Genomic DNA, 19,364 nt, shown 5'->3' with positions numbered 1-19,364 from the left:
GTTGATGGAGAAAAGTAGCTATAATCCCACAAGAAAAGAGAGAAAATGCCTTGGGCTGAAAGCATTTTTACTTGCTGTATAGTGAACGAACACTTCTGAGGTTTCACTTTGAAAAGAGTTATTCTTAGTAGGAGATGAACGCATAATTTTTGCGTTATAAAATAGAGTGGGAGCCCAATATGGCTTCAACTAGGGTGGTACCACGAAAATACTTTCGTCCCTACATATATGTAGGGGGTTGAAGGTATTTTTTTTATGGATTTTATAAAGGAGGAACAAAAATGAGCATTGATATCCCAAGAGGAACCCAAGATATTCTGCCAGGAACAGTTGAGAAATGGCAGTATATTGAACAGAAAGCAAGAGAAATTTGCCGTGCGTTTCGTTATCAAGAAATTCGTACGCCAATGTTTGAACATACAGAATTGTTTAAACGCGGAGTAGGGGATACAACAGATGTTGTTCAAAAAGAAATGTATACGTTTGAAGATAGAGGTGGACGCAGCATTACGCTAAGACCAGAAGGTACAGCAGCTGTTGTACGCTCATTTGTAGAGAACAAAATGTTTGGAAATCCAACACAACCGATTAAACTTTTCTATACTGGTCCAATGTTTCGCTATGAGCGTCCACAGGCAGGTCGTTTCCGTCAGTTTGTTCAGTTTGGAGTAGAAGCAATCGGAAGCAATGATCCAAGCATTGATGCAGAAGTATTGTCGCTTGTGATGAATTTCTATCAATCGCTTGGATTGAAGAAACTGAAGCTTGTTTTAAATAGCCTTGGAGATACAGAAAGTAGAATGGCTCATAGAGATGCGCTTATTAATCACTTCAAACCAAGAATTAACGAGTTTTGTTCAGACTGTCAAAATCGTCTTGAAACAAACCCACTTCGTATTCTTGATTGTAAGAAAGATCGCAATCATGAGCTTATGAAGACAGCTCCATCTATTCTTGATTATCTAAATGATTACTCAAAAGAATATTTTGAAAAAGTGCAGCAATACTTAACAGACTTACATATTCCGTTTGAGGTAGATGCAAATCTTGTTAGAGGCCTGGACTATTACAATCACACAGCATTTGAAGTAATGAGCGAAGCAGAAGGCTTTGGCGCTATTACAACGCTATGTGGAGGAGGTCGTTACAACGGTTTATCCGAGCAAATTGGGGGACCTGAAGCTCCTGGGATTGGATTTGCTCTAAGTATTGAGCGTCTTCTAGCAGCTCTTGAAGCAGAATCTGTTGAACTTCCAATCGAGCAAGGTATTGATTGCTACGTTGTTACACTTGGCGATAAAGCAAAAGATAAGTCTGTTTCACTTGTAAATGATCTTCGCCTAAGCGGAGTTGCAGCGGAGAAAGACTATCAAGATAAAAAAGTGAAAGCACAATTTAAAGCAGCTGATCGACTTAGTGCAAAATATGTTGCAGTCCTTGGAGACGATGAGCTCGAGCAAAATGTTATCAATGTAAAGAACATGGAAACAGGTGAACAAGAAGAAGTTTCGCTTTCGTCATTTGTTTCATATGTGAAAGAAAAATTATTATAGGGGGAATTAAGATGACAAAAAGATCATACTTTTGCGGAGAAGTAACTGAAAAAGCTATTGGCGAAAAAGTACACTTAAAAGGTTGGGTACAAACGCGCCGTGACTTAGGTGGGCTAATTTTTATTGATTTACGCGACCGCACGGGGATTGTACAAGTTGTATTTAATCCAGATCTTTCGAAAGAAGCGCTTCAAACGGCTGAAGGCATCCGAAGCGAGTTTGTCCTACATGTAGAAGGTGAAGTTGTTGCACGTGCAGCCAACACAGTAAACGAGAACCTTGCAACAGGAAAAATCGAAGTTCACGTTCAAAATGTTGAAGTTATTAACAAATCTAAAACACCTCCTTTTGCAATTGATAACAAAGTGGAAGTTTCAGAAGATGTTCGATTAAAATATCGTTATTTAGACCTTCGTCGTCCTGTTATGTTTGAAACGTTCAAAATGCGTCATCAAACAACAAAAGCTATACGTTCATTTTTAGATGATCAAGGTTTCTTAGATGTTGAAACACCAATGCTTACAAATGATACACCTGAAGGAGCGCGAAGCTACCTTGTTCCAAGTCGCGTGCATCCTGGTGAATTTTATGCACTGCCACAGTCTCCACAGCTTTTTAAACAGCTTCTAATGGTTGGCGGCATTGAGCGCTATTACCAAATTGCGCGCTGTTTCCGAGATGAAGACTTACGTGCAGATCGTCAGCCAGAATTCACACAAGTGGATATTGAAATGTCATTCCTAGAAATCAACGACATTATCGAACTTGGTGAACAAATGATGAAGAAAGTGATGAAGGAAGTAAAAGGACTTGATATTCCAACACCATTCCCTCGTCTTTCATATGAAGAAGCAATGAATCGTTTTGGTTCTGACAAACCTGATACGCGCTTTGAGATGGAGTTCATTAATATGGGTGAGCTTGCTGCAGATTGTGGTTTTAAAGTATTTAAGAGTGCAATTGAAAATGGCGGAGCTGTAAAAGCTCTTAATGTAAAAGGAGCAGCTTCTAAATATTCTCGTAAAGACATTGATGGCTTAACAGAGTATGCAGCCCGCTACGGTGCAAAAGGTCTTGCATGGCTAAAAGTAGAAGATGAAATTAAAGGGCCAATTGCTAAATTCTTCAGTGATGAAGAAAAAGAACAAATCATCAAACTAGCTGAAGCAGAACAAGGAGATTTATTGCTGTTTGTTGCTGACAAATCATCTGTTGTGGCAAGTGCACTCGGTGCTCTCCGTCTAAAACTAGGAAAAGACCTTGAGCTTATTGATGAAAGCAAATTCAATTTCCTTTGGGTAACAGATTGGCCACTTCTTGAGTATGATGAAGAAGAAGGACGCTATTTTGCAGCGCATCATCCATTTACAATGCCTGTTCGTGAAGACGTGGAGAAACTTGAAACAGCTCCTGAAGAAGTAAAAGCACAAGCATATGACCTTGTTCTAAATGGATATGAGCTTGGCGGAGGATCACTTCGAATTTATGAACGAGACATTCAAGAGAAGATGTTCAAGGCACTTGGAATGAAAGAAGAAGATGCACAAGAACAGTTCGGTTTCTTGATGGAAGCTTTCGAATATGGAACACCTCCACATGGTGGAATTGCACTTGGTCTTGATCGCCTTGTTATGCTTCTAGCAGGACGCACAAACTTGCGTGATACAATTGCTTTTCCGAAAACAACAAGTGCAAGCTGTCCATTAACAAATGCTCCAGGACCTGTCAATGAAGCACAGCTTGAGGAATTATCGTTAAAAAGTACCGCTAAAAAAGAAGACTAATTTGCGAGCGTCAACTCTTGCAAAGGGTCATTCTATGTGATACTATACTAATACATTAACAGTCCTGATGTGTTCGTCTCATTGCCTGTTGTTTTGACCGAACAGCTATACATTAGGGAGCTTGAAGTTTTTAACTGGAGTACATGCCTTTCATAAGGACGTACAAAGGTTAGATCAGAGCACCCACCTGCCGAGAGCGGGTTCAAAACTTAGGAACTTAAGGACGGCACGATTGGGACATGTAACTTAACCTATTCAACCCTATGCAATTTAGTTGCATAGGGTTTTCTCATGAATTGGGCAAGATGTTATAATAACACTGCTAACTTGACTAATATAAATAACGGAGTGTGAAATACATGCTACACCAGTTTTCTCGTAATGAATTAGCAATTGGAAAAGAAGGACTAGAAACATTAAAAAACAGCACTGTTGCTGTACTTGGTGTTGGTGGCGTTGGGTCATTTGCAGCTGAGGCATTAGCACGTACAGGAGTTGGAAAAATCGTACTTGTGGATAAGGACGATGTGGACATTACAAACGTTAACCGCCAAATTCATGCGCTCTTGTCAACAGTAGGGCAACCAAAGGTAGACTTAATGGCGGCACGTATTCACGACATTAATAAAGAATGCGAAGTCGTGAGTTTGAAAATGTTTTATACAGAGGAAACATACGAAGAGTTTTTTGCTCATAATTTGGATTATGTTATCGATGCCTCTGATACCATTTCATATAAAATTCATCTTATGAAAGAGTGCTTAAAACGAGACATTCCGATCATTTCAAGCATGGGAGCTGCAAATAAAACAGATCCAACAAGATTCCGTATTGCAGACATTTCAAAAACACATACAGATCCAATGGCAAAAGTCATTCGCACACGTTTACGAAAAGAACGAATTCATAAAGGTATTAAAGTTGTCTTTTCAGACGAAAGACCAATTGTTATCCGTGATGAAGTGAAAAAATATGTAGGAAAAGAAGACGCGAAGATTCGTAAGGCCCAAATGCCACCTTCTTCAAATGCTTTTGTTCCATCTGTAGCAGGGCTCATTATGGGAGGACATGTTATTAACGATCTTTTAAAAGATATTAAAATTAAGCGCGTTGGTGACGAATAAGCCAGGGGATTCCCCTGGCTTATTTTTTATATCCTTTTTTAGAGAGTTCTTCTTCACTCCACTCCCAAAGGAGCTGGGCTAGATAAGGATCTTTAGCTCTTTTTGAAACACGGGCAGGTTTCTGTTTATAAAAGTAGCCTCCTGTTACGTCATCAACTTCAGCACTTTTAGCAAGATAGAGAGCTGTCTCTGCTCCTTTATCAGGAGATTGAAAGAAAGGATTTAATACTTTATAAACGCTTTTTCCAAATCCAGTAGAGCGGTTAATCCCTAAGTTTGTGCTCACTGCTCCCGGGTGAAGAGAATTTACTGTAATATCAGTATGTGAGAGACGTTTAGCTAGCTCTTTTGTAAATAAGATATTGGCGAGTTTAGACTGCCCGTATCCTTTCATAACACTGTAATTAGCTTCTAAATTCATATCTTCAAAGTGAATTCGTCCCCATTTATGGGCACCAGAGGAGACATTAACAATCCTTGCTTTTTGAGCAGCTTTTAAAGAATCTAAAAGAAGAAGGGTCAACAGAAAATGTCCAAGATGATTAACGCCAAGCTGTGCTTCATATCCTTCTTTTGTTACTTTTCTTTTCAGAGAAACAACGCCAGCATTGTTTACAAGAACATCTAGTACATCCCATTTGTTTGTAAACTGTTCGACAAAGTGGGATATACTATCAAAGTCTTCCAAATCACAAAGTAAAAGTTCGATATGAGAAACGCCGCTTTTTTCCTTTGCTAGTCGAAGCGCTTCTTCTCCGCGCTGTTGATTGCGACAAGCCATCACAACATGTATGTTTTCTTTTGCTAAACCAATTGTTGTTGAAAGTCCCATGCCAGAATTTGCACCTGTTACAACGGCTATCTTTCTTTTCATATCCATCTCCTTCTTACTTATTCAATTTATTATTAATATTAGCATACACTTGACTCAAAGCTTGCTCATATTTTCCGGTATGCTTTGGTTTATAATACTGTGCTCTAATAAGTGAATCAGGCAAGTATTGCTGATTTACCCAACCAGATTGAGCATCATGAGGATACTTGTATTCAACGCCACGGCCGAGTTTTCCAGCTCCTTTATAATGCGCATCTTTTAGATGGAGAGGAATTTCCCCGCTTTTTCCGTTTTTTACATCCTCAATCGCCTTATCGAGTGCTTTGTAAGCAGAGTTTGATTTAGGAGAAAGACACAAGTCAACAACAGCATTTGCAAGCGGGATGCGTGCTTCTGGAAAACCGAGCCGCTCAGATGCTTCAATGGCGGAAAGGGTGCGTGCTCCTGCCTGTGGATTGGCAAGTCCAACATCTTCATAAGCAATAACGAGTAATCTTCTGTTTAAGCTTTCTAAATCACCTGCCACAATAAGACGAGCTAGATAATGAAGAGCTGCGTTTACATCACTGCCTCGAATAGATTTCTGAAAAGCAGACAAAACATCATAGTGAGCGTCCCCATCTTTATCGTGAACGAGCGCTTTTTTTTGAAGGCACTCTTCTGCAACATCAAGGGTAATCTCAATTTCTCCTTGTTCATTCTGTTTTGTTGAGAGAGCAGCGAGTTCAAGTGCTGAAAGGGTTGCTCGAACATCGCCATTTGAAGCTGTTGCAAAATGTTCCAATGCTTCATCAGTAATCATAATTTTCTCTTTACCAAGGCCTTTTTCTTTATCTTCAATTGCTCGTGTTACGGCAAGTTTGATTTCTTGTGAAGAAAGCGGTGTAACCTCAAAGATTTGACAGCGGCTTCTTATTGCTGGATTTATAGCATGATATGGATTGCTTGTTGTTGCTCCAATTAAAATAATCTGTCCGTTCTCTAAAAAAGGAAGTAAGTAATCTTGCTTTCCTTTATCAAGTCTATGGACTTCATCAAGAAGTAAAATGACACTTCCAGACATTTTAGCTTCTTCTGCTACAATGGCTAGGTCTTTTTTTGCGTGTACAACGGCATTAAGCTGTCGAAATGGCTTTTTAGTACTTCGAGCTATTGCTGTAGCAATCGTTGTTTTCCCTGTTCCAGGGGGGCCATAAAGAATCATGGAACGAAGCTGATTTGCTTCAACCATACGACGAATGATTTTCCCTTCTCCAACAAGCTGTTCTTGTCCAATTACTTCGTCAATGGAAGAAGGGCGCATTCTGTAAGCTAATGGGTTGTGATTCATCAAACAATCTCTCCTAATTAAAATGTATTTTGATCCCTTCTCATATAAGGGTCTAAAACATGCACGATATCTTCATAATATGCTATAATGTCAAAGGTTGAAGGCTATAATGAAATAGTATAAAATATATTATTTACATTAACATATTACATTAGCTTAATCATATTAGTTTGTTTATGTCGTTTTTTAGTTAAAGATGTGAATCGTTTATAGATAAAAAGAACAAGTGTATATACATTAGTGAATTATGAAGGGGTGCTGAATTTGAAAATTTCAACAAAAGGACGTTACGGCTTAACAATTATGATTGAATTAGCAAAAAATCATGGTGAAGGTCCAATCTCGTTAAAAAGTATTGCAAAAGCACATGACTTATCAGAGCACTATCTAGAGCAACTTATTTCCCCTCTTCGCAATGCGCGACTTGTGAAAAGTATTCGCGGAGCGTACGGTGGCTATTTACTCGCCAAGGAGCCAGGAGATATTACAGCTGGAGATATTATTTCCGTTCTTGAAGGACCAATTAGCCCTGTAGAAGGAATTGAACAGGAAGAGCCAGCAAAGCGAGAGTTATGGTTACGAATTCGTGATGCTGTGAAAGAAGTGCTTGAAAACACAACGCTTGAAGATTTAGCAAATCACAGCGAAGATGGCGATAATGACGCCTATATGTTTTATATTTAGGAAACTGTTTTTAAGGGAGTGAACCGGAGTGGAAAAAATTTATATCGATCATGCGGCAACATCGCCTCTTCATCCTTCTGTCATTAAAGTCGTAACGGAAACTATGCAAACAACGTTTGGGAATCCTTCAAGCATTCATTCATTTGGAAGAGAAAGTAGGCATTTGCTTGATGAATCACGCCAAACAATGGCAAGTAGCATTGGAGCAAAACCAGATGAGATTATCTTTACAAGCGGTGGAACGGAAGCGGACAACCTTGCTATTATTGGTACAGCTTTGCATAACAAAGATAAAGGGATGCACATTATTACAACAGAAATTGAGCACCATGCTGTTCTCCATGCCTGTGAATATCTTGAAAAGCAAGGGTTTCGTGTAACTTACTTGCCTGTTGATAATAAAGGAAGAGTAAGCATTGAAGACATTAAAGCAGCGCTTACAGATGAAACTATTCTTGTGTCGATTATGATGGGAAATAATGAGGTAGGGACAATGGAGCCTGTTGAAGCTATTGGAGCTCTACTGAAAAACCATCAAGCTTTTTTCCATACTGATGCAGTACAAGCCTATGGTGTTGTTCCTTTTCGAGTAGATGAGCTTGGTGTGGATTTACTGTCGGTTTCTTCTCATAAAATTAATGGGCCAAAAGGGCTTGGCTTTTTATATGTCAGAAATAGCGTTTCTTTTACACCACTTTTATATGGTGGGGAACAAGAGCGTAAGCGAAGAGCTGGTACAGAAAATGTTCCAAGTATTGTTGGATTTGCAGAAGCAGTGAAAATTGCGATGGACACGTTAGAAAGACGAACAGAGCAGTATAATGAATGGAAAAGATTGTTTATTGATACGCTTGTAAAAGAAGAGGTACAGTTTGAAGTGAACGGAAATCCACAATTTTCATTGCCTCATATTTTAAATGTGTCATTTGAAGGAGTAAATATTGAGTCCTTGCTTGTTAATCTTGATTTAGCAGGAATTTCAGCTTCGAGTGGTTCAGCATGTACGGCAGGATCGATTGAACCTTCGCATGTTCTAGTGTCACTATTTGGAAAAGGTTCAGAACGCGTTACCTCTTCAGTCCGATTTAGCTTTGGGCTTGGAAATACAACTGAGCAAATTGCTCGCGCAGCGTATGAGACAGCTGCTATAGTAAAGAGATTAAAAATATAACGGAGGAAGAGAAAAAAATGAATAAAGCACCAAAAGATACCCGTGTTGTCGTTGGAATGAGCGGTGGCGTTGATTCTTCTGTTGCGGCTCTTCTTTTAAAAGAGCAAGGCTATGATGTCATTGGCATTTTTATGAAAAACTGGGATGACACAGACGAATTTGGAGTTTGCACAGCAACAGAAGATTACAATGACGTCATTCGAGTTTGTAATCAAATTGGCATTCCATATTATGCGGTTAACTTTGAAAAACAGTATTGGGACAAAGTATTTACGTACTTTTTAGAAGAATATAAAGCAGGGCGTACACCAAACCCTGATGTTATGTGTAATAAGGAAATTAAATTTAAAGCTTTCCTTGATCACGCAATGACCCTTGGAGCAGATTATTTAGCAACAGGTCACTATGCGCGCGTTGCTTATCGTGATGGGGAATACAAAATGTTGCGAGGCATTGATGAAAACAAAGACCAAACGTACTTTTTGAATCAGCTTACACAAGAGCAGCTTTCAAAAGTGCTATTTCCAATTGGTGAACTTGAAAAATCACGGGTGCGCGAAATTGCAAAAGAAGCTGAGCTTGCAACAGCAACGAAGAAAGATAGCACAGGTATTTGTTTCATTGGAGAGCGTAACTTTAAAGAGTTCTTAGGTCAATATTTACCAGCCCAGCCTGGTGAAATGCGTACATTAAGCGGGGAAGTAAAAGGCAAACATGACGGATTAATGTATTATACAATTGGCCAACGTCAAGGTTTAGGTATTGGTGGAAGCGGCGAACCTTGGTTTGTTGTTGGAAAAGATCTTGAGAAAAATATTCTTTATGTTGATCAAGGCTTTCATAATGATCTTCTTTACTCTCATTCTCTTATTGCCACAAATGTCAGTTGGGTAAGTGATAAGGAAATGGGTGATGAGTTAACATGTACGGCGAAATTCCGCTATCGTCAAAACGATTATGGAGTAAAAGTGGAAAAGATTGATGAAAATCATATTCGCGTCGTGTTTGATGAGCCTGTTCGTGCAATAACGCCAGGACAGGCTGTTGTACTCTACAATGGAGACGAGTGTCTCGGTGGTGCAACAATTGATGAAGTGTACAAAGAAAGTGAACGACTAACTTACGTATAACAACAAGCCCTAGCCTTTTAAAGGCTAGGGCTATTGTGTATGATAGACATATGGATTTAGAAACTATAGGTATTTACATAAATTTTATTTGGAGTGAAAAATAGTGAGCGATTTAAATGCAAAAGGAATTCAATATATGCAAGAAGGTAAGCTAGAGGAAGCAGCTAAAGCTTTTACAGAAGCAATTGAAAAAGAACCAGGAAACGCGGTTTCTTATATTAATTTTGGTAACTTGCTTGGAGCTGTTGGAGAAAATGAGCGAGCTTTGCGTTTTTTTGATAAAGCACTTGAGCTTGATGAAACAGCAGGAACAGCACATTACGGGGCAGGAACGATTTATTTTGAAGGCGAACAGTTCCAAAAAGCACGTGTAGAGTTTCAAAAAGCGCTTCAAAAAGGGGTAGATTCAAGTGATGTTCACTTTATGCTTGGTTTAACATTCATGAATGAAGATCAAGTGAAACTGGCGCTTCCGTATTTACAGAGAGCAGTTGAATTAAACGAAGAAGATATAGAAGCAAAATTTCAATATGGTTTGTGCTTAGCACGTCTTGAAATGGTAGATGAGGCAATCCAACAATTTTTAAGTGTTATTGAAAAAGACAAAAACCATGCTGATGCTTACTATAACTTAGGTGTTGGTTATGCCTATAAAGAAGATGGAGAAAAGGCATTAGAAATGCTGGACCGGGCGCTTGAAATTGATGAAGGTCACCTGCTTGCAGGCAATGCAAAACGAATTTTAACACAGTCCGAATAGAGGGGGTGTGTACCATGCAGGAAGAGTTAAAAAATGTTGTAGACAAGAGTGATGACCGTCCATTTGTGAAGGGGAAGATTTCAGCAACTATTTTTCATAATGAGGATAACTTATATACGGTAGCTAAAATCTCGGTTGGAGAAACGAATGTTCATATTAGTGATGACAGCCTTACTGTCACAGGTTATCTGCCTCCTTTACATGAAGGAGAACGATATACATTTTATGGGCAGTTAAAAGAACATCCACGTTTTGGATGGCAGTTTCAAGCGGATATGTTTCAAAAAGAGCTTCCACATTCAAGAGAAGGCGTTATCTCTTATCTTTCAAGTGACCTATTTAAAGGAATCGGAAAGAAAACAGCTGAAAAAATTGTGGATACACTAGGAGACCAAGCTATTTTACGGATTCTTCAAGATCGTGAGAATTTGCGAGGTGTAGCAAATCTTTCAAGTGAAAAAGCTGATGCTCTTTATGAAGCGCTTGTCGAAAATCGCGGTTTAGAAGATGTTATGATCAAGCTTTCTCAATATGGATTTGGTCCTCAGCTTTCCATGAAAATTTTCCAAACATATAAGCATGAAGCACTGCAAATTATTAATGAAAATCCGTACCAGCTTGTGGAGGATATTGACGGGATTGGCTTTAAACGGGCAGATGAGCTTGGGGGGAAACTTGGCATTAAAGGAGCTCATCCAGATCGTATTCGAGCGGGACTTGCTTTTGTAGTTGAAAAACAATGTGTACAAGATGGGCATACATATCTATCTCAAACACAGCTTTTTGATTGGACTGTTGAACTTCTACGTTCAGATGAGGAAATCAAGGTAGAGGATTTAGAGCAAGGTCTCGCAGCATTAACAAAAGAAAAGAAGCTTTTTGTAAAAGAAGAAAGAATCTACATTCCATCCCTGTATTATGCGGAAAAAGGAATAGTGAACGTTATTGAGGATCTTTTAGCTCAAACTCAGTATGAAGATCAATTCCCAGAGTCGGAGTTTCTCCTAGCGCTTGGTGAACTTGAAGAACGCTTAGACATCCAATATGCGCCCTCTCAGCGTGAAGCAATTCAAAAAGCGCTGATGTCACCAATGATGGTTCTCACAGGAGGCCCTGGAACAGGAAAAACAACGGTTATTAAAGGAATTGTTGAACTGTATGCTGAGCTTCATGGCTGCTCTCTTGATCCAACTAGCTATAAAAAAGATGAACCTTTTCCCGTTCTTCTTGTAGCACCAACAGGTAGAGCCGCAAAGCGGATGAGCGAAGCAACAGGGTTACCTGCTGTTACAATTCATCGACTTTTAAAATGGAATGGACAAGAAGGATTTGATCATGATGAAGAAGATCCAATTAAAGGGCGTCTTCTCATTGTTGATGAAGTCTCAATGGTAGATACGTGGCTCGCTCATCAGCTTTTCCGTGCTCTTCCAGAAGATATGCAAGTAGTTCTTGTTGGAGATGAAGATCAGCTTCCATCAGTTGGTCCTGGGCAAGTATTAACAGACTTGCTAACATCAGATATTGTACCCGTTGTTCGGCTTGTCGATATTTACAGACAAGAGGAAGGGTCTTCAATTATTGAGCTTGCTCATATGATTAAAGATGGAAAAATGCCTGATGATATTCGCAAGCCACAAGGAGATCGCTCCTTTCTAACCTGTCATCAAGGACAAATTACCGAAGTTGTCAAACAAGTATGTCAGAATGCGATTAAAAAGGGGTTTACAGCTCGGGATATTCAAGTATTAGCTCCTATGTATAAAGGAAATGCAGGAATTGATCATCTTAATGTGGCCCTTCAAGAGCTTTTTAACCCTTCGTCACATAAAAGACGAGAAATTCAGTATGGAAGTGTTTCATATCGCGTTGGAGATAAAGTATTGCAACTTGTGAACCAGCCAGAAAGCAATGTATTTAATGGAGATATCGGAGAAATTGTATCTGTTTTTTACGCAAAAGAAAATACAGAAAAACAAGATATGCTTGTTATTTCTTTTGATGGAAATGAAGTATCATATACAAAAGCAGATTTTAACCAAATTACTCATGCCTATTGCTGCTCTATTCATAAATCCCAAGGAAGCGAATTTCCAATTGTTGTACTGCCTGTTGTAAGAAGCTATTATAGAATGTTAAAACGCAATCTAATTTATACAGCTATTACTAGAAGTAAACAGTTTCTTATTCTATGTGGTGAAGAAGAAGCATTGAAAATTGGAATAAGTCGAGCTGATGATGGTAAAAGACAAACAACTTTAGCTTCGTTCTTAAAAGCAGACGAGCAAGAGTGGGATGAGAATGAAGCTCCTTTCATGAAAGATGCAATGATTGGGATGGAAAATGTTACCCCATATGATTTTATGGAAGCAGATTGAAAAAAGTCCACAAGGAAGGGGAAACTTCTTTGTGGACTTTTTTATGAAAAATTATTTAATAAAAGGGACACGAGTAGCCCAAGCGAAGTAATAAGTCCTGTTGTTGAACCGCTATCATCATATGCTTCAGGCATCATTGTTGAAGCGACCATTGCAATAATTCCGCCTCCGGCAAATGCGGCAATACTAGCCATAACAGCTTCAGAAGCACCATCAAGAAAGAAATATCCTGACCATGAAGCAAAGGTGGAAATGGCAAGAACGGCAATCCATAAAATTAAGATTTTCCGCTTGGAGTATCCGTTATCTTTCATGCCTGCTGTGCTTGAAAGCCCTTCAGGAATATTGCTAATAAAGATGGCAATAACGAGCAGAAAACTTACAGAGGGTCCCTCTAAAAGACTTGCTCCAATCATAATGGATTCTGGTATTGCATCCATAATGGTTCCGATAAAGATAGCAATACCGCCGCTTGTAGCTGCATTTTGTTCTGATCGTTTTCGTTCTGCGGCTCCTTTTCGGGAAACCATATAATTGAAAAAAGTAAAAGTAACAGCTCCTGCTATAAACCCAATGCTTGTCGGAAGCACTCCACCGCTATTGAGGGACTCACCGAGAAGCTCATATGCCGCAGCTCCAATTAAGACACCTGTCCCGAAGGCCATAATATAACCAATTATCTTTTTTTGAATAGGAAGAAGCATCGCAGCTAGCGCGCCGATTAAAACTGCAGAACCTGAAATTCCGCCCCACATTGCTGCATTCCACATATAAATTGACCTCCCCTCAATGTACGAATACCCTGTAATTTTAGAGATAAACGGCTAGAGAGTGCTAAAAGAAATAGAACAAGTACATTTTTATTTTTTAGGTTACCCTTGTACCATTAAAACATAACGAAATAATCTATATGAATGGAAAAGGTTACAGTACATGATTTTACCCAAGTTCCATAACCTAAATGTAATCGAAGAAATAACTTAGGTGTTCAGGTTCTTCTGTTATGTAGTATGTTTTTCCATTATGGTGGAAACAATGGATAACACTTATAAACGAACAAAGAGGTGTTGTACATTGTTACGCTGTCCAAATTGTCAAAGTATTGATGTTGGGAAAATTGGAGTCAATCAATATTACTGCTGGGGCTGCTTCATTGAGATGACAATTTCAAAAGGGAAAATTAATACACATCAAGTTGAAGAAGACGGGAGCTTAAGTTCACTCGATGACTTGTTTTCAGATGAAGATCGAACAATTAATTTTTAATTTGGAGGAGTCGACATGAACAAAGTTTTTTCTTCTGTCCTTGCTTTAGGTGTTGGCTTATATGCATATAATCGTGTTACAGATGGTCAAAGCGATCTTTTTTCAAAACGAAATATGAAAAAAATGCGCAAGCGCGTTATGAAAAATTTTTCTTAAATAAAGCCTTTTGAATCAAAATGATTCAAAAGGCTTTTCTTTTGTGCATGTTTTTTTTCATTTAATCAAAACTATAGTTTGAAGGGAGGGAAGATATGATGAAAGCTGTATCTTTTCGCTGGCTTTATCGATTAAGTGTTTTATTACTACTATTTTTAACGTTGTTTATCTTTTTTAAATTACAACATATATGGCTGCCAATTTTATTTATGTTATTAAAAGTACTGTCTCCATTTATTGTAGCAGCGCTTATTACATATTTGCTTCATCCCACAGTCGAGAAATTGCATAAAAGCGGGATTCAAAGACCTCTTGCTCTTTTTATTATTTACTTGCTCTTTTTTGGAGGGGTTGGATATGGACTTTATAAGGGAATTCCACTTTTTCTTGTTCAGGTAATGGAAGTGGGCGACCAGCTTCCTCTTTTTGTAGGAACATACAAGGAATGGGTAAGTGAAGTTCATTACCATACATCTTCCTTACCAGACGGTATTCATACAAAAATTGAGGGAGCAATTGATGATACAGAAAAAATGCTTGAAGGGATATTAAATCGAATTGCAGACAGTATTCGCTCTGCTTTTAGTATGTTTTTTCTTCTCATCCTCATCCCTTTTATTGCTTTTTATATGTTGAAAGACTTTGATAAAATAAAGCACTTTGTTTTTATCCTCACTCCTGTAAAATGGAGAGATAAAGGAAAGAGTTTTCTTAAAGATGTAGATCATTCCCTAGGGAGTTATTTAAGAGGTCAATTTCTTGTCTGTTTTATTATTGGAGCATGTGCAACAATCCTTTTATGGATTTTTCATATGCCGTACCCCTTTTTTCTTGGGACAATTATTGGTGTTACAAACATTATTCCATATTTCGGACCTGTCATTGGAGCGATTCCATCTGCCGTTATTGCTCTTACGATCTCAGTGAAAATGGTCATAATTGTAGTTATTATTATCTTCGTGCTTCAATTTTTAGAAGGCAATGTATTGTCTCCTCTTATTGTTGGGAAATCCTTGCATATTCATCCGCTTCTTATTATGCTCGCTCTTTTACTTGGAGGAGAAATTGGAGGGGTATTAGGATTAATTTTAGCTGTCCCGCTATTAGCTATATTGAAAGTAACAATCACTTATATGAGATCCCCCTCTCCAAGTGATTGACAACCACATGGAAAGTTGTCTATAATAGCGCCATAATGGTTATAATATATAACAAAACGATGATGGAAAGAGTATGCTAAAGCCCGCTTACAAAGAGAGGAATATTCAAGGCTGTAAAATGTTCCAAGCGAAGAGTAGCAGAAAGCTAATCCGGAGTGTAGGCTTATAAACCTATCGTGCAGGCTACGTTAGTGCTCTATCGAGGTGACGAACGAAAGAGTTCGTAATCAGGGTGGTACCGCGAGTAATGCTCTCGTCCCTGCTATTAATGAGGGATTAGGGCTTTTTTTGTGTTTTCATTTACATAGTATACAAGGAGGAATTAGCATGAAAAAGCTAAGTTCAGCTGAAGTTCGCCAAATGTTTTTAGACTTTTTTAAAGAGAAGGGACACAGCGTTGAACCAAGTGCATCACTTGTGCCGCACGAGGATCCGACGCTGCTTTGGATCAACAGTGGGGTTGCTACTTTAAAGAAATATTTTGATGGTCGCGTTATTCCAGATAACCCTCGCATTTGTAATGCCCAAAAAGCAATCCGTACAAACGATATTGAAAATGTAGGGAAAACAGCACGTCACCATACTTTCTTTGAAATGTTAGGTAATTTCTCAATTGGGGAATACTTTAAAGAAGAAGCAATTGAATGGGCATGGGAGTTTCTAACAAGTGAAAACTGGATTGGATTCCAGCCAGAAAAGCTTTCTGTAACAGTTCACCCTGAAGACCATGAAGCTTTTGATTACTGGAAAGATAAAATTGGAGTACCTGAAGAGCGCATCATTCGTTTAGAAGGGAACTTCTGGGATATTGGAGAAGGCCCTAGTGGACCAAATACGGAAATTTTCTATGACCGCGGACCAGAATATGGTAATGATGAAAGTGATCCAGAACTATATCCAGGTGGAGAAAACGAGCGTTACTTAGAAGTATGGAACCTTGTGTTCTCTCAATTTAATCACAATCCAGATGGCACATACACACCACTTCCAAAGAAAAATATTGATACAGGTATGGGTCTTGAGCGTATGTGCTCAATCATTCAAGAAACAAAAACAAACTTTGAGACTGATTTATTCACGCCAATCATTAATGCAACAGAACAGATTTCAGGTTTGAAATACGGTGAGAATACAGATCATGATGTAGCGTTCAAAGTAGTTGCAGACCACGTTCGTACTGTAGCATTTGCTGTTGGAGATGGAGCTCTTCCATCAAATGAAGGCCGTGGTTATGTATTACGTCGTTTATTACGCCGTGCTGTCCGTTATGCAAAACAAATTAATATTAACCGTCCATTCATGTATGAGCTTGTTCCAACAGTTGCTGAAATTATGGTTGATTTCTATCCAGAAGTAAAGGAAAAAAGCGAATTCATTCAAAAAGTGATGAAAACAGAAGAAGATCGTTTCCATGAAACACTTCATGAAGGATTAGCAATCTTAAATGACGTCATTGCTAAAGAAAAAGAAAAAGATAGTACAGTCATTTCTGGTGAAGATGCGTTCCGTCTTTATGACACATATGGTTTCCCAATTGAGCTTACAGAAGAATATGCTGAAGAACATAACATGACAATCGATTATGAAGGCTTCAAAGCGGAAATGGAAGCACAACGTACAAGAGCGCGTGAAGCACGTCAAGATGTGGGCTCAATGAAAGTTCAAGATGCACTTCTTGGGGATGTTAAAGAAGAAAGTACGTTTGTTGGTTATAGTCAAGAAAGCCTTCATACAGCTGTATCAGTTATTATTCAAGATGGTGAACTTGTGGAGGAAGCATCAAGTGGCGAAGTTCAAATAATGCTAAATGAAACGCCATTTTATGCAGAAAGCGGTGGACAAGTAGCTGACAAAGGAACAATCACAGGAGAAGGTGTAAAAGCTCTTGTCAAAGATGTTCAAAAAGCGCCAAATGGACAAAACCTTCACACAGTAGAAGTTGTAGAAGGAACACTAAGAAAAGGTCAAGCCGTTTTAGCAGAAATTTCGACTGATAAACGCAACAGTATCGTGAAAAACCATACAGCAACACATCTTCTTCATCAAGCATTAAAAGATGTATTAGGTGAGCACGTAAACCAAGCAGGTTCTCTTGTAACACAAGATCGTCTTCGTTTTGACTTTACACACTTTGGTCAAATTCAACCTGAAGAGATTGAAAAAATTGAAACAATTGTTAATGAAAAAGTATGGGAAAGTATTCCTGTAACTATTTCAAACAAATCGCTTAATGAAGCGAAGAAAATGGGAGCAATGGCTTTATTCGGAGAGAAGTATGGTGATATTGTACGCGTTGTTCAAGTTGGCGATTATAGTCTTGAACTTTGCGGCGGTTGTCATGTTGAGAACACTTCTTCCATCGGTATTTTCAAAATTGTTTCAGAGTCAGGAATTGGAGCAGGAACACGTCGTATTGAAGCTGTAACAGGTCAAGCTGCTTATAAAGTGATGAATGAGCAAGTATCACTGTTACATCAAGCAGCAAGTGTGCTAAAAGCAAATCCTCGAGATGTTGTAACGCGTGTAGAAGGACTAAAAGACGAAATTCGTACACTACAGCGTGAAAACGAATCTCTTGCAGCGAAGCTTGGAAACATTGAAGCAGGGAACTTAATCAATGAAGTGGAAGAAGTAAACGGTGTGAAAGTGATTGCTCATAGCGTTAATGGAGCAGACATGAATAACTTGCGTACGATGGTAGATGACTTGAAGAACAAAATTGGGACAGGTATTGTAGTCTTAGCTTCTGCCCAAAATGAAAAAGTAAATATTATTGCAGGAGTTACAAAAGACTTAATTTCGAACGGCTATCATGCTGGTAAGCTTGTTAAAGAAGTTGCTGCTGTATGCGGTGGCGGCGGTGGTGGACGCCCAGACATGGCTCAGGCAGGCGGGAAAGACCCAAGTAAAATTCAAGATGCTTTGTCCGCAGCGAAACAGTGGATAAAATCCGTTTAATTCATAGTACTTTTCGTGTACAATGAAAATAAGCATTAAAACTGTTTCTTTTGTTGACGATGAGTGAGGTGGAAAAAATGAGTTCATTTGATCGAACGATGAAATTTGATTTTCATGAAGACCCAGTAGACACAAACGTAAATGAAGTGCTTTTTACGGTTTATGAGGCACTAAAAGAAAAAGGCTACAACCCAATTAATCAAATTGTCGGTTATTTGCTATCTGGGGACCCAGCTTACATTCCAAGACATAAGGATGCACGTAACATCATTCGCAAGCTTGAACGAGATGAATTAATTGAAGAGCTTGTGAAATCCTATTTAAAGAACCACCGAGAGGAAGCGTAAATTGCGAACATTAGGATTAGACGTTGGTACAAGAACAATTGGTGTGGCAGCAAGTGATGCAATGGGATGGACAGCTCAGGGGATTGAAACAATTAAGTTCCCAGAAAACCAACTGAACAAAGCATTGCCACGCTTGGAAGAACTTATTAAAGAACATGAGGTAAGCAAAATTATCGTTGGATTACCTAAAAATATGAATAATACAATTGGTCCAAGAGGTGAAGCTTGCCTTTCCTTCGCAGAAAAGCTAAAATCAACATTTGACCTTGAAGTTGAAATGTGGGACGAGCGTCTTTCAACAATGGCTGCACAGCGCATGCTTATCTCTGCTGATGTAAGCCGTAAAAAGCGTAAACAAGTAATTGATAAGATGGCAGCTGTCGTTATTCTGCAAGGTTATTTAGATAGCAAGCAATTTTAAAAAACATAATGAGGTGACAAAATGGATCACGGAGAACAACATATCACAGTAATTGACGAAAATGGAGACGAGCAGCTTTGTGAGGTTATTACAACATTCCACTCTGATCAGTTCAACAAAGCGTACGTTCTTTATTCACCAATTGCTCAATCAGAAGAAGAAGGCGAAGTAATCGTTCATGCATCTAGCTTCATTCCAAATGGAGAAGGCGAAGATGGCGAACTTCAGCCAATCGAAACTGAAGAAGAATGGAACATGCTTGAAGAAGTGCTATATGCACTTGATTCAGAAGAAGAGTAAAAAAGTA

18 protein-coding genes, 1 other RNA gene and 1 other annotated feature (1 of these 20 only partly in view) are annotated in these 19,364 nt (G+C 38.8%); of the genes, 16 read left to right on the top strand and 3 right to left on the bottom strand.

Annotation, left to right across the window (positions count from 1 at the left end; all coding sequences use genetic code 11):
- Positions 1-225: a binding site (T-box leader), on the top strand; it begins 8 nt to the left of the window's first position.
- A 56-nt stretch (positions 226-281) separates the two neighbouring features.
- The 4 genes from hisS to ACK3CR_RS22655 all read left to right on the top strand — a co-directional run bounded on the left by hisS (position 282) and on the right by ACK3CR_RS22655 (position 4,461).
- Complete coding sequence (gene hisS, locus ACK3CR_RS22670) at positions 282-1,553, top strand: histidine--tRNA ligase (RefSeq protein WP_019391368.1); 1,272 nt, start codon at positions 282-284, stop codon at positions 1,551-1,553.
- Positions 1,554-1,564: 11 nt separating this feature from the next.
- The gene (aspS, locus tag ACK3CR_RS22665) at positions 1,565-3,337 is read left to right on the top strand and encodes an aspartate--tRNA ligase (RefSeq protein WP_243517477.1); all 1,773 of its coding nucleotides are present in this window, start codon (positions 1,565-1,567) and stop codon (positions 3,335-3,337) included.
- Between the two features lie 58 nt (positions 3,338-3,395).
- Positions 3,396-3,580: non-coding RNA, 6S RNA (ssrS, locus tag ACK3CR_RS22660), on the top strand.
- Positions 3,581-3,696: 116 nt separating this feature from the next.
- Positions 3,697-4,461: a tRNA threonylcarbamoyladenosine dehydratase gene (locus ACK3CR_RS22655; protein WP_243517479.1), complete on the top strand. Its 765-nt coding sequence runs from the start codon at positions 3,697-3,699 to the stop codon at positions 4,459-4,461.
- A 19-nt stretch (positions 4,462-4,480) separates the two neighbouring features.
- Here the strand turns inward: ACK3CR_RS22655 and ACK3CR_RS22650 are convergent, their stop codons facing one another.
- Both ACK3CR_RS22650 and ACK3CR_RS22645 read right to left on the bottom strand, forming a co-directional pair.
- Positions 4,481-5,335, bottom strand: coding sequence for an SDR family oxidoreductase (locus tag ACK3CR_RS22650; RefSeq protein ID WP_243517482.1), 855 nt, complete (start codon positions 5,333-5,335; stop codon positions 4,481-4,483).
- 13 nt (positions 5,336-5,348) lie between these two features.
- The gene (locus ACK3CR_RS22645) at positions 5,349-6,626 is read right to left on the bottom strand and encodes a replication-associated recombination protein A (protein ID WP_328122455.1); all 1,278 of its coding nucleotides are present in this window, start codon (positions 6,624-6,626) and stop codon (positions 5,349-5,351) included.
- Positions 6,627-6,890: 264 nt separating this feature from the next.
- Here ACK3CR_RS22645 and cymR point away from each other — a divergent pair, with 264 nt between their 5' ends.
- From cymR to recD2, 5 genes are all read left to right on the top strand, one after another.
- Positions 6,891-7,310 (top strand): cysteine metabolism transcriptional regulator CymR, encoded by a 420-nt coding sequence (cymR, locus tag ACK3CR_RS22640; protein WP_019391373.1) that lies wholly within the window; start codon positions 6,891-6,893, stop codon positions 7,308-7,310.
- Between the two features lie 28 nt (positions 7,311-7,338).
- Positions 7,339-8,481, top strand: coding sequence for a cysteine desulfurase family protein (locus ACK3CR_RS22635; protein WP_328122454.1), 1,143 nt, complete (start codon positions 7,339-7,341; stop codon positions 8,479-8,481).
- A 17-nt stretch (positions 8,482-8,498) separates the two neighbouring features.
- Positions 8,499-9,611 carry a tRNA 2-thiouridine(34) synthase MnmA gene (gene mnmA, locus ACK3CR_RS22630; RefSeq protein ID WP_243517490.1) on the top strand — a complete coding sequence of 371 codons (1,113 nt, stop codon included), beginning with the start codon at positions 8,499-8,501 and terminating at the stop codon, positions 9,609-9,611.
- A gap of 103 nt (positions 9,612-9,714) precedes the next feature.
- Positions 9,715-10,371 carry a tetratricopeptide repeat protein gene (locus tag ACK3CR_RS22625; protein WP_243517492.1) on the top strand — a complete coding sequence of 219 codons (657 nt, stop codon included), beginning with the start codon at positions 9,715-9,717 and terminating at the stop codon, positions 10,369-10,371.
- A 14-nt stretch (positions 10,372-10,385) separates the two neighbouring features.
- A complete protein-coding gene (gene recD2 / locus ACK3CR_RS22620) occupies positions 10,386-12,749 on the top strand; it encodes an SF1B family DNA helicase RecD2 (RefSeq protein WP_243517494.1) in 2,364 nt (787 codons plus the stop codon).
- A 41-nt stretch (positions 12,750-12,790) separates the two neighbouring features.
- Here recD2 and ACK3CR_RS22615 read toward each other — a convergent pair whose 3' ends face one another.
- Positions 12,791-13,519, bottom strand: coding sequence for a ZIP family metal transporter (locus ACK3CR_RS22615; protein WP_328122451.1), 729 nt, complete (start codon positions 13,517-13,519; stop codon positions 12,791-12,793).
- Positions 13,520-13,823: 304 nt separating this feature from the next.
- On the opposite strand from ACK3CR_RS22615, the gene ACK3CR_RS22610 reads away from it, so the two are divergent.
- From ACK3CR_RS22610 to ACK3CR_RS22580, 7 genes are all read left to right on the top strand, one after another.
- Positions 13,824-14,015, top strand: a complete 192-nt coding sequence (locus ACK3CR_RS22610; protein WP_040056833.1) for a hypothetical protein — start codon at positions 13,824-13,826, stop codon at positions 14,013-14,015.
- Positions 14,016-14,030: 15 nt separating this feature from the next.
- Positions 14,031-14,171 (top strand): YrzQ family protein, encoded by a 141-nt coding sequence (locus ACK3CR_RS22605; protein ID WP_019391380.1) that lies wholly within the window; start codon positions 14,031-14,033, stop codon positions 14,169-14,171.
- Positions 14,172-14,266: 95 nt separating this feature from the next.
- Positions 14,267-15,331, top strand: coding sequence for an AI-2E family transporter (locus ACK3CR_RS22600; protein ID WP_328122450.1), 1,065 nt, complete (start codon positions 14,267-14,269; stop codon positions 15,329-15,331).
- 327 nt (positions 15,332-15,658) lie between these two features.
- Entirely contained in the window at positions 15,659-18,289 is a 2,631-nt protein-coding gene (gene alaS / locus ACK3CR_RS22595) for an alanine--tRNA ligase (protein WP_488976129.1), read from the top strand.
- Positions 18,290-18,366: 77 nt separating this feature from the next.
- Positions 18,367-18,636: an IreB family regulatory phosphoprotein gene (locus ACK3CR_RS22590; protein WP_019391383.1), complete on the top strand. Its 270-nt coding sequence runs from the start codon at positions 18,367-18,369 to the stop codon at positions 18,634-18,636.
- Position 18,637: 1 nt separating this feature from the next.
- Positions 18,638-19,057, top strand: a complete 420-nt coding sequence (ruvX, locus tag ACK3CR_RS22585; RefSeq protein ID WP_061802065.1) for a Holliday junction resolvase RuvX — start codon at positions 18,638-18,640, stop codon at positions 19,055-19,057.
- Positions 19,058-19,078: 21 nt separating this feature from the next.
- Positions 19,079-19,357: a DUF1292 domain-containing protein gene (locus ACK3CR_RS22580; RefSeq protein ID WP_019391385.1), complete on the top strand. Its 279-nt coding sequence runs from the start codon at positions 19,079-19,081 to the stop codon at positions 19,355-19,357.
- Positions 19,358-19,364 lie beyond the last annotated feature (7 nt).

This window comes from Priestia sp. TRM10 (genome assembly GCF_057808375.1).
Note: the sequence above shows the minus strand (reverse complement) of the source record. Positions and strands in the feature narration are given on the sequence as shown.